We start from the raw sequence: 11,671 nt of genomic DNA on the forward strand, positions 1-11,671 counted from the left end.
TCTATTAAGCAAATCCTTTGATATAAAGAATTTGCATGGTATCCTTAAAGGGATAAAAATTGAGTGAGGGAATACTATGGAATTTACGCATGTTACATCGGTTTTGCTCGGCCTCGTCATCATTCTAAATATTTTATTTGCAACGATTGTCATATTTTTTGAAAGAAGGGAAGCGAGCACCACCTGGGCTTGGTTATTGGTGTTATATTTTCTCCCTGTAGTCGGTTTTATTTTATATCTCCTTTTTGGAACGAGTTTAAGGCACGCCCACTTATTCCAATGGGAGGACAAGAAGAAAATCGGGATTGAAGAAATTCTTGATAAACAGATGGAAGAGCTTTCGACGGATCATTTTCCTTTTCGAAATGCTTCTTCAAGTAATTACCGTGATTTGATTTATATGCATCTCCGGAACAATGATGCCGTGCTTACTGAAGATAATCATGTCGATATTTTTACGGATGGAAAAAATAAGTTTGACCAGCTTTTTAAAGATATCGAAGCGGCAGAAAACCATATACACATACAATACTACATCATTCAAAGGGACGGCTTGGGTAAACGGTTCATTGAAGCTTTGACTAAAAAAGCGAATGAAGGCGTCAAAGTTCGGCTGCTTTATGACGAGCTGGGTTCCAGAGGGATGACTAAAAGTTTCTTCAGGGAATTTAGGCAGGCAGGAGGGCGAGTGGAGGCATTCTTTCCATCCAAATTAAAATTTATAAATTTACGGCTGAATTTCCGTAACCATCGAAAGCTAGTCATCATTGATGGAAAAGTAGGCTATGTTGGAGGCTTTAATGTTGGTGATGAATATTTAGGGCTTAATCCAAAATTCGGTTTCTGGCGTGATACACACCTTCGAATAAAGGGTTCAGCTGTCAAAGCCATTCAAACCCGTTTTATCCTGGATTGGAATCAGGCATCAAAGCACCATGATATAACTTATCAGCCTCATTATTTCCCTGTTTTAAAGCCTCAAGGCAATATAGATTTGCAAATAGTGACAAGTGGGCCAGATTCTGAATGGGAACAAATTAAAAATGGCTATATTAAATTAATATCTTCAGCAAAGAAATCGATTCTCATTCAAACACCTTACTTCATACCGGATGCAAGTTTATTGGATGCACTCAGGATTGCCAGCTTATCAGGGTTAGATGTAAAAATCATGATTCCGAATAAACCTGATCACCTTTTCGTTTATTGGGCAACAACTTTCAACGCAGGGCAGTTATTAAGAGCGGGAGCTAAGATATACATCTATGATAACGGCTTTATTCATGCGAAGATGATCGTGGTGGACGAAGAGGTCTCCTCGGTGGGGACAGCAAACATTGATGTCCGTAGTTTTAAATTGAACTTTGAAGTCAATGCCTTTATTTATGATGAAGGAATGGCCGAAACACTGACAAGGATTTTTTATAAGGATGTTGAAGTCTGCAGGCAGCTTACAATTGAAGACTTTGAAAAGCGTTCAAAATGGATTCGTTTTAAAGAGTCCATTGCAAGGCTGGTATCACCCATATTATAATTTTTAATTACGGACCATTACTATATGGACCGCTCAGACTGTAGACAAATTCGTAAAAGCGAGCTTGCCTGCAGTTTTTTTCTTTGATCAACGTTCATAATTTCACAAATCCGTTCCTTTCCGCCGGCTGTCTGCCAAGCCTCATCAAAGCAAGCATCTCCGTATTCTCGGCTAGCAAGTTTTCGGCAGGAGTGTCGAAAATAATAAATTTTGGAATATCACCAAGTCTTGGTTTAATGATTTGGAAATAATTATCTAAAGAAATTGAGACAGGAATACACTATTGTAGGTCTACAGTTTCTTTAAGGTAATTCGTAATCTATCTAAAAGAAAAACAAAGTTGATTGGAATGAAAGGTACAAGACTCCTGCGGGAAAACGCGTCCAAGGGAGACCCCACAGGCGCAAAGGCGCCGAGGAGGCTCCCGGACCGCCCGCGGAAAGCGAGTGCCTGGAATGGAAATCATTTCCCAAACCTCTTTCACAAATCCGTTCCTTTCCGCCGGATGTCTGGCAAGCCTATCACAGCAAGCGCCACCGAGGTCCCGGCTAGCAAATTTTCGGCAGGTTCGCAAATTTCTTCAATCCAATGAGGATTTATTTTATATAGCCAATAATGTTTTAAAAATTATAGTAATCATCCTCGGTAAGAATAGTGAAAGGGATTCGGCAGGAGACCATTCGGACTCCATTTTGGTACAATAGTATATATCCATAAAAGGGGGAAATGCCGTGAAAACGTTTATAATCACAGGAGCTTCAAAAGGTTTAGGGGCTGCGATCGCCAAAGGCTGTTTGCAGACGAGTGATCATTGCATCTTAGTTTCCCGTACAGCCCATCCTGAAATGCAGCAGATGGCTGACAGATTGGGGAAGAAACTTACATTTTTTTCGCTGGACTTGAATGAAACTGAAAAGCTACCTTCCTTAGTCAATGAGATTCTTGCTGCTGTCGATGAAACAAGTGACATTTATTTCATTAATAATGCAGGTGTCATTGAACCGATAAAGCCGGTAGGAAACCTTGGCAGAGTAAATTTGGAAATGAGCATGCGGGTGAATTTCATGGCACCCATCGTACTTGCTGATGAGTTCGTTAAACAGACAAAGGACTGGAACAGAAAGAAGGTAATGGTCAACATATCTTCAGGAGCAGCAAAAAACCCTTATCATGGCTGGTCAGCCTATTGCAGCACGAAGGCAGGGCTAGAAATGTTTACACGGGTTGCAGGGTTGGAACAGGATAAAACATCTTTCCCTACGTCTCTCATTTCTTTTTCACCAGGTGTAATGGATACGGAAATGCAAGGGACAATCCGGTCAGCAGACGAACGGGACTTTTCCGATCGAGACAAATTTCATGAATATAAAGAGAATGGCATGTTAAGAAGCCCCGAATTTGTGGCAGATAAACTTTTGCAGCTTCTTGAGGCAGAAGATTTGGAGAATGGGAAGTTCTACGATATTAAGAATTTACTTTGATGTATGGGAGAATGTGAAACGAAAATCAACTGATGGCTTATATGTGGGGCTGTCCCTTTGGACAGCCTCTTTTTTTGTGATCTTTATCCCAATTAAAATAAAGTCTAAAAAACCAGGATTTCATCATTAGGAAATGTGATAATGCGTTCTATCCAATTGCCTGAATGACATAAACTTTTTTTGAAGGGGTTTGGAGGGCTTTTAATGACGATCATTATTGTGAAAAAAGGTGACAGTCTTTGGGGAATTGCCACGAAAAACAAAGTTGACCCATCGAGGATAATTGAAGTAAACGGATTGGAATCAACAACTTTGGTCCCTGGCCTGGCATTGTATATACCTAATGAAAAAACGGTGAATAGGAGGTATCTAATTAAAAGTCAGGATACCCTTACTAAAATTGGCAGTCGTTTTGGTACGAGTGCAGCGGAAATCATGGCGGCAAATCCAGGAATCGTTGCAAACTCGCTAAAAGCCGGTACGGAGATTATAATTCCGTCTCCTTACAAAAATCAATTGATTACGCTGGGTTTTGCCTTCCCGGCTTCAGGTGGAGTAGTGTTTGAAACACTTGAGCAGAATGGTGATAAATTATCCTATTTAGCCATTGTAGCTTATTCGTTTACAAGGGAAGGAAATGCATACGTTGATGGTGATGATCTCCCCCTTATTGCGAAATGCAAGCAGACAGGGGTGAAGCCGCTACTGATGATCCGGAACTTCCAAGGTGGTGATTTTGATGCTGATTTGGCTGGTGAAGTCCTTGCCAGTTCAGTATACAGAGCGAATTTAATCAAAAGTATGCTTAATTTCGTTAGGGAGAAAGGCTATGGGGGTGTCAGTATGGACATCGAATTCATCCCACCTGCCAGGCGTTCCGATTATGTGCTTTTTTTAAAAGAATTAAAGGAGGGGTTGAACGAACTGATCCTGCATGTGAACGTACATGCAAAAACAGCGGATAATCCTGATAATCGAATTGTAGGCGGGCATGATTATCGGGGGATCGGAGAGGCAGCCGACCTTGTTGCCGTGATGACCATTGACTATGGGTATCCAACTGGCCCGCCTGAACCCATTTCCCCACTTTGGTGGATGGGCGAAGTTCTTCGTTATGCTTTGTCGACTATACCTGAGTATAAACTGCAGTCGGCATTTCCTATGTATGGCTACGATTGGATAATACCAAGCCACGAGACTAAGGCTTTATCAGCTCAAAATGCCCAAAATCTTGCCATTGCAACTGGTTCTGAAATAACTTTTGACACTTCAGCGGCTTCCCCTACCTATTCTTATCGAAGAGAGAATTCGAACCATGTCGTTTGGTTTGAAGATATTCGATCAATAAGCGCAAAATATGAAATGATTGATGCATATGAACTGATAGGTGCTACTTATTGGCAAATCGGTTTGGAATTTCCGCAGAATTGGAAGTTTATAGATAAGAATATCTGGATTATCAAATAGAATGAATGGGTGCCAGGTGGTGAAAAGAAGTTTTATATATATTTTTTCCTTGTTTGGTTGTGCAGCTTTAATCAGGGGCAAGCCAATCACACCGAGCAAGATTTTAAAGAGAGACAATATGGTTCGAGGAGTCTTGAAACATAAAAAAGGAGCCATGGAAAAACCAAGGTTCCTTTTTTATGTTAAATCGTAAGAAAAGCATCATCTAGGAATGTTAGAAGGCTGACTTGACAGTGATTGATCACATTTTTTCCCTTGTAATTCCTTCCTTTTAAACGTTGCATAAAGAAAGGCAAGGAATATCAGGGTGGAAGAAAATTGGAATGTTGTTTTGACACTGTATGTTTCCGTTATATAGCCCAATAGTAAGACAGAGCCGGCAAATGTAAGATTGATGACCGCTCCCCAAACGGCATAAATTTTTGCAAGAGTCTTTTCCGTTGCATGGTCTTGGAATAGCTTGGTGTAAATCACTTCCCGGATTTGTTCCGGGAGACCGTACAGGCATGCCAGCAGCAAAGCCAAAGCTGGAATACTGGTAGTTCCAAAAAGCAAAATCAGCAGTGAACTTAAAAATAGCCCGAGAATGATGAAGAATCCTATATATTTTTCTAGTAACTTGGCAAAACGGATGACGATCAATCCACTGAAAATCATGCCGACAAAGTAGCTTGTGTTGATGTATCCCCACCACTCCTCACCAAGTTGCAGGTTCTGTTCTACATATAAATAAATAATGGCAGCCACCCACACGCTTGAAGCTAAAGTAGTTATAAAATCAATGGAAATGAGTGTACGGATAGTTGGGATTTGGTGAATCGCAACCCATCCGGATTTAATGGAACCCCAGTTTGTCGGAGCAACAGAATCCGTCGTTTGCCCAGAGATTTCGATTCTAACTGTATAGATCGTTGAAACGGCAAAAAGCAGAACAGCAAGCCAAATGATGAAGCTGCTGTTGGTGCTTATCAATAAGACGGAGCCTAGTGGCCATCCTGCTACAAAGATGGTCTGGGTGATCACATTCAAGAAACCATTCGCTTTCATCCGTTCATCTTTTGGAACTAATTGAGGAACCAAAGCTGCGCTGACCGGCGCTGCGACTCCATCCAATAATGAAATCAAGGCGATGAAGAAAATGACGGCAACGGAAAAACCATGATTGAAAATTGTTATATAGATTCCTAGGCAAACGAGTAAGATAGTTTTCCACCATTGAGATTGTACAAGAATTCTTTTTAAAGGAAACCTGTCGATGACAAGGGGGGCAAGTAAACTGCTGAAAAACCTAAAAATCGTTGTAGTGAACGGAAGCAAACTCAAATAAAAAGCAGATCCCGTCAAGGTGTATAATAGTGAAATCAACCCGACTACATAAAATATATCCCCTAGATTTGCAAACGCCTGACCTATCCAAAGGCATCGAAACGATGTATTTTTCATGAATACCATCCTTTTAAGAAAATAAAGATCATGGATATTTAAAATAGTTATTTTTTTACACTGGATTCACTCCCTAAATTAATAGATTGCATGAGCCGGGTTGGGCTGTTTTATATAGATGATTTTACCATAATATGAAAATGGGGGTTATGAAATGCTTGCTGAATATTGAATATGGAATTATACTCCTTAATATATGTAGAAAAGGAGAAAAATTTGATGATTCGACGTTTTGCTTCATATTACCTCCCGCATAAGCGGTTATTCATTATTGATTTCTTCAGTGCAGTGGTGGTGGCTGTACTTGAACTTGCATTTCCGCTAGCCGTTCAGTGGTTTATAGATACACTGCTGCCAGGCGACGATTGGTCTGCAATTGTTTCGGTAAGTGCCGGATTGTTCCTCCTTTATATCATTAGTACCTTCTTACAGTTCATCGTAGGGTATTGGGGTCACATATTGGGTATCAATATTGAGACTGATATGCGTGAGGAATTATTTGCGCATGTGCAAAAACAATCTTTTCGTTTTTTTGATAACACGAAAACCGGCCATATCATGAGCCGCATAACTAATGATCTGTTCGATATTGGTGAACTTGCTCACCATGGTCCCGAAGATTTATTCATTGCCTTCATGACTTTTATAGGTGCATTTTGGATTATGTTGACGATCAATGTGAAATTGGCACTCATATCGGTTTGTATCTTACCGTTCCTCGTTTTATTAATTGTCATAAGTAACTTAAAGATGAATAAAGCCTGGAAGAAAATGTATACAGAAGTTGCAGATGTAAATGCCCGTGTGGAAGATAGCGTCTCAGGTGTGAGGGTTGTCCAATCCTTTACTAATGAAACATATGAAATGAAAAGATTTTCTACTAATAATCGCAGATTCCGTAAAGCGAAACTTCTTGGATATAAGGTAATGTCCTTTAGCTTATCAGGCATTTACATGATGACGAGGTTTATGACCCTTGCCGTGTTGGTGATAGGAGCTTGGCTAACATTTCATGGGCAGCTCTCTTATGGTGAACTGGTTGCATTCGTCTTATACGTTAACGTATTATTTAAACCGATCGACAAAATCAGTGCGTTGATGGAACTCTATCCAAAAGGGATGGCCGGCTTTAAGCGTTTTACGGAACTTCTGGATGTCGCACCTGATGTCGTGGATAAAAAGGATGCAATAGAAGTCACCACCCTTTTGGGCGATATTTCCTTTAAAGACGTTACTTTTAACTATGAAGATAAAAAGCCGGTTTTAAAAGGTATTGATCTAACAGTTAAAGCGGGTGAAACCATTGCCTTTGTCGGGCCTTCAGGAGCCGGGAAAACGACTATATGCTCATTGATCCCACGATTTTATGATGTTAATGCCGGCTCGATTTCCATTGATGGAATTGATATTCGTGAGATGACGAAAAAGTCATTGCGCTCACAAATTGGCATAGTCCAGCAAGATGTGTTTCTTTTTACAGGAACTGTAAAAGAGAATATTGCGTACGGAATGCTTGACGCATCGGATGAACAAATTAAAGAAGCCGCAAGGAAAGCCCATTTGGAGACTTTCATCGAAGGACTTCCGGAAGGCTATGAGACTCAAATAGGGGAACGCGGCTTGAAATTATCGGGCGGACAAAAACAACGGATTGCAATAGCAAGGATGTTTTTAAAAAATCCGCCCATATTAATTCTCGATGAAGCAACCTCTGCACTCGATACTGAAACTGAAAGAATAATACAGCAGGCTCTTACTGAACTGGCTGAAAACAGAACTACGCTAATCATCGCACACCGTTTGGCAACCATACGAAACGCTGACAAGATCGTGGTAGTTACGGAAGAAGGAATTGCTGAAGAGGGCGGTCACGATGACTTACTTAAGCAGGGGGGCCTTTTTGCCAATCTGCATCAATTACAATTTCAAAAAAGATAAAAAGCTATATGTCCTCACAAGGACATATAGCTTTTTTAATAGAATGGGGTGAAGTTCAATCAATAATGGTCTCTATAAATCATAATTTTCAATTAATATTTCTATGAACAAATTGAGGCGAAATCTAATAGGATGGCCTATAACAATAGGATTGGCTGTGCATACAATAAGGGTAGACGGTGAGGCCATAAACCAGAAAAGATTAAGGAGTGTAAATCGTGAAAGTAATGACTATTTTAGGGACTCGACCTGAAATTATCAGATTAAGTCTAATTATAAAGAAACTGGATCAATATGCCGATTCGCATATTCTAGTGCACACCGGACAAAATTTCACCGCATCCTTAAGTGAAATATTCTTCCAACAGCTAAAGGTACGTACCCCTGATTATGTCTTGTTGAATCAACAGCAAACACTCGGTGAACAGTTAGCGGCCATATTTAAAAAATTAGAGGCCATCTTATTAACTGAAAAGCCCGACAAAATATTAGTGTTGGGGGATACAAACTCCGGACTCAGCTCTATCTTAGCAGAAAGAATGGGCATACCGGTTATCCATATGGAAGCAGGGAACCGTTGTTTTGACTTGGAGGTGCCTGAGGAAAAAAATCGTCGTATTATTGATGCTGTTTCAAGCTTTAATTTACCATATACTCCTCAAAGTAAAGAGAATCTCTTGAAGGAAGGTATCCCGAGTAACAAAATATATTTATCGGGAAACCCCATTTACGAGGTCTTGAACCATTATGATAATGAAATCGAGCAAAGTTTAATCTTGGACAAAAGGAATTTGGATAAGGAAGATTATTTCCTCGTTACCATTCATCGTGCCGAAAATGTTGACCATGAGGACCGTTTGCTGGAGATAATGAAGGGCATTAATTTAGTTGCCGAGACCTATCAAAAAAGAATCATATGCAGTTTACATCCCCGGACAAAATCCCGCATTGAACTCAGTCCCAAATTAGAAGTGCATCCATTAATTGAATTTCATGAACCATTTGGGTTCTTTGATTTCGTAAAACTTGAAAAGAACGCTTTTTGTGTGCTGACCGATAGTGGAACCGTTCAAGAGGAATGTTGTTTGTTCCATGTACCGACAGTTACGATACGAAAAACTACGGAAAGGCCAGAAACCATTGAGTCGGGCAGCAATATGTTATCAGGAATTAACGCTAAACAAATCGTCAATTGTGTGAAGGTTATGGTTAATCAGCATAAAGACTGGACTTTTCCAGAAGGTTACGACCATAAAAACGTTTCAGATAAAGTGCTTAAAATAATACTGGGAGGCCATGAAATTGATTAAAGATCGAACAATCTTGGTAACAGGCGGTACAGGCTCATGGGGATATGAATTGGTTAAGCAGTTATTGGAGTTTGAACCGAGTGAAATACGGATTTTTTCAAGAAATGAGTCCTATCAATTTACAATGAAGCAAGAGTTTGATAATAATCCGAAATTACATTTCATAATCGGAGATGTAAAAGAGAAGGAAGCTTTATTGGAAGCTTGCCAAGGTGTTGATTATGTTTTCCACTTGGCAGCGTTAAAGCATGTTCCTGTATGTGAAGATCAACCCATTGAAGCTTTAAAGACGAACGTAATTGGAACACAGAATGTTATAGAAGCTGCTATAAGCTGTAATGTACATTCAGTTGTAAACATTTCTACAGACAAGGCATCGAATCCATCCAACTTTTATGGTCTATCAAAGGCAATGGCCGAAAGACTGATCATACACGCTAATACATTAAACACGAAAACAAGATTTGTTTGTATCAGGGGCGGAAACGTGCTTGGCACAAATGGAAGTGTCATACACGTTTTTAAAAAGCAAATTGAAGAAAAGGGGAAAATCGGGATAACCGACTTAAAAATGACGAGATTCTTTTTAACCATTGAAGAAGCGATTAAATTGGTATTTAAGGCAACCTTTGAAAGCATTGGCGGAGAAATTTTCGTAATGAAAATGCCGTCCTGTAAAATTATTGATCTTGCCCAAGTATTAATGGATGCTTCTAAGAAAGAAAATGTAGAGGTGGAAATTCTAGGAATAAGACCAGGAGAAAAAATCCATGAAATCCTGCTTTCAGAATATGAGAGCACAACGGCGATTGCCTATGACGATGAATATTATGTAATACTTCCATCCATTCATATAGATGGGATAAAAGAACATTACTCTAACTGCCAGCCGGTTAGTTTAGAAGACTATAACTCTGGAACAGGACTAATGGATAAAGCCCAGATCAAGGAAATGTTAAAGAAAGGTGGCTTCATATAACATGAAGTTATTAATCCTTGGTGGACAAGGGATGGCAGGACATATGTTAAAAGCATACTTTGTACAAAAACCACAGTATCAGGTTTTCTATACATCAAGGGATTTAAATGATAAAAAGAGTTTATATCTGGATGTAACCGATTTGACAAAGTTGGAAGAAATTACAGACTCCATAAAACCGGATATTACGATCAACTGCATCGGTATTTTAAATGAACATGCCAGCAATAATACGAAGCTGGCTTTTCAGGTAAATAGCGTTTTTCCACATCAGCTTGTCAAATTAACTGAACGCTATGGGGGTAAATTAATCCATATTAGTACAGATTGCGTTTTTTCAGGAACAAAAGGTGATTACACAGAGGCGGATATTCCTGACAGTACGACGATTTATGGCCAGTCTAAACACTTAGGAGAAATTAAAACCGAAAAGCATTTGACTATAAGGACCTCCATAATAGGTCCAGAACTAAAAGAAGATGGCATCGGTTTATTTCTTTGGTTTATGAAACAAAAAGGAGAAATAAAAGGTTTTGAAAAAGTGCTTTGGAATGGCGTAACAACGCTGGAATTAGCTAAAGCCATTGAAGCAATGATTAAGAATAACGTTACTGGCTTATATCATTTAGGTTCAGAGGATAAGTTGTCAAAATATACTCTATTGAAAATAATCAAGGAAAGCTTTAATAAAACAGATGTTGAGATAATACCAGACTCAAATATCGTACTGGATCGAACGATAAAAAGCACAAGAACCGATTTTTATTATCAAATTCCTACTTATGAATATATGCTGAGGGATTTAAAAAGTTGGATGGAAAAGTAATGAGCCAGATGCCTAAATTGTTAATTACGGGGGCAAGCGGATTCACTGGTCAGCATGCGTGTAATCACTTTGTAAACGCAGGTTTTGCGGTTACTGCTGTGACTAAAAAGAATTTCGTAAATGGTCAAGTACAGACAGAGCTGTGTGATCTAACAAATAAGGAGAGTGTAGGAAAGTTAATAAAGAAGGTGAAACCGGAGTATCTTCTTCATTTAGCTGGTCAAAGCCATGTTGGACAATCATGGATTGATCCTGTTTCTTCTCTGGAAGCAAATGTAATGGCAACTCTATATTTAATAGAAGCACTTCGGCAAGAAAATCCAGCCTGTAAAGTAGTTATAGTCGGTTCAGCCCTGCAATTTGATCCTAAAAATATTACAACTTTAACCCACCCTTATAGTTTAAGCAAAACTGTTCAAGTTTTAATTGCTCAATCATGGGGAGAGCTTTACGGCATGCACATAATAATCGCTAAGCCAACAAATTTGATAGGTCCCGGATTATCAAATGGTGTTTGTTCCATTTTTGCGAAAAAAATAGTCGATATGGAAGAAAATAATGCAGAAAAATTACTTGAAGTAAATAACCTGCAAGCAAAACGTGATTTTGTAGATGTAAGAGATGTAGTAAATTCTTATGAAATTCTTTTAACCCAGGGGAAATCAGGAGAAATTTATGATATTGCTTCAGGGA

9 protein-coding genes are annotated in these 11,671 nt (G+C 39.3%); 8 read left to right on the forward strand and 1 reads right to left on the reverse strand.

Going from position 1 to position 11,671, the window contains the following annotated elements:
- The first annotated feature begins 76 nt into the window (after positions 1 to 76).
- From cls to N0M92_RS14860, 3 genes are all read left to right on the forward strand, one after another.
- Positions 77 to 1,534, forward strand: a complete 1,458-nt coding sequence (gene cls, locus N0M92_RS14850; protein WP_260286472.1) for a cardiolipin synthase — start codon at positions 77 to 79, stop codon at positions 1,532 to 1,534.
- A gap of 731 nt (positions 1,535 to 2,265) precedes the next feature.
- On the forward strand, positions 2,266 to 3,015 hold the full coding sequence (locus N0M92_RS14855; protein WP_260286473.1) for a (S)-benzoin forming benzil reductase: 750 nt from the start codon (positions 2,266 to 2,268) through the stop codon (positions 3,013 to 3,015).
- Positions 3,016 to 3,219: 204 nt separating this feature from the next.
- On the forward strand, positions 3,220 to 4,482 hold the full coding sequence (locus N0M92_RS14860; RefSeq protein WP_260286474.1) for a glycosyl hydrolase family 18 protein: 1,263 nt from the start codon (positions 3,220 to 3,222) through the stop codon (positions 4,480 to 4,482).
- 201 nt (positions 4,483 to 4,683) lie between these two features.
- Here N0M92_RS14860 and N0M92_RS14865 read toward each other — a convergent pair whose 3' ends face one another.
- The gene (locus tag N0M92_RS14865; RefSeq protein WP_260286475.1) at positions 4,684 to 5,925 is read right to left on the reverse strand and encodes an MFS transporter; all 1,242 of its coding nucleotides are present in this window, start codon (positions 5,923 to 5,925) and stop codon (positions 4,684 to 4,686) included.
- A gap of 219 nt (positions 5,926 to 6,144) precedes the next feature.
- Here N0M92_RS14865 and N0M92_RS14870 point away from each other — a divergent pair, with 219 nt between their 5' ends.
- The 5 genes from N0M92_RS14870 to N0M92_RS14890 form a co-directional block, all read left to right on the forward strand.
- A complete protein-coding gene (locus N0M92_RS14870) occupies positions 6,145 to 7,863 on the forward strand; it encodes an ABC transporter ATP-binding protein (protein WP_260286476.1) in 1,719 nt (572 codons plus the stop codon).
- A 218-nt stretch (positions 7,864 to 8,081) separates the two neighbouring features.
- Positions 8,082 to 9,173 carry a non-hydrolyzing UDP-N-acetylglucosamine 2-epimerase gene (gene wecB, locus N0M92_RS14875; protein ID WP_260286477.1) on the forward strand — a complete coding sequence of 364 codons (1,092 nt, stop codon included), beginning with the start codon at positions 8,082 to 8,084 and terminating at the stop codon, positions 9,171 to 9,173.
- Entirely contained in the window at positions 9,166 to 10,152 is a 987-nt protein-coding gene (locus N0M92_RS14880) for a polysaccharide biosynthesis protein (protein WP_260286478.1), read from the forward strand. The genes wecB and N0M92_RS14880 overlap by 8 nt, the downstream gene beginning before the upstream one ends.
- A 1-nt stretch (position 10,153) precedes the next feature.
- Positions 10,154 to 10,978 (forward strand): dTDP-4-dehydrorhamnose reductase family protein, encoded by an 825-nt coding sequence (locus tag N0M92_RS14885; protein ID WP_260286479.1) that lies wholly within the window; start codon positions 10,154 to 10,156, stop codon positions 10,976 to 10,978.
- On the forward strand, positions 10,963 to 11,671 hold a 709-nt coding region (locus tag N0M92_RS14890), incomplete at its 3' end, for an NAD-dependent epimerase/dehydratase family protein (RefSeq protein WP_260286480.1). The genes N0M92_RS14885 and N0M92_RS14890, both read left to right, overlap by 16 nt.

The sequence above is a fragment of the Peribacillus aracenensis genome, from assembly GCF_025175645.1.
GTDB classification, from domain to species: Bacteria; Bacillota; Bacilli; order Bacillales; family DSM-1321; genus Peribacillus; species Peribacillus aracenensis.

Excerpts from the sequence above, each read along its gene's own strand:
- N0M92_RS14885 (WP_260286479.1), top strand. The coding sequence starts at position 10,154 with ATGAAGTTATTAATCCTTGGTGGACAAGGGATGGCAGGACATATGTTA.
- cls (WP_260286472.1), top strand. The coding sequence starts at position 77 with ATGGAATTTACGCATGTTACATCGGTTTTGCTCGGCCTCGTCATCATT.
- N0M92_RS14865 (WP_260286475.1), bottom strand. The coding sequence starts at position 5,925 with ATGAAAAATACATCGTTTCGATGCCTTTGGATAGGTCAGGCGTTTGCA.
- N0M92_RS14860 (WP_260286474.1), top strand. The coding sequence starts at position 3,220 with ATGACGATCATTATTGTGAAAAAAGGTGACAGTCTTTGGGGAATTGCC.
- N0M92_RS14870 (WP_260286476.1), top strand. The coding sequence starts at position 6,145 with ATGATTCGACGTTTTGCTTCATATTACCTCCCGCATAAGCGGTTATTC.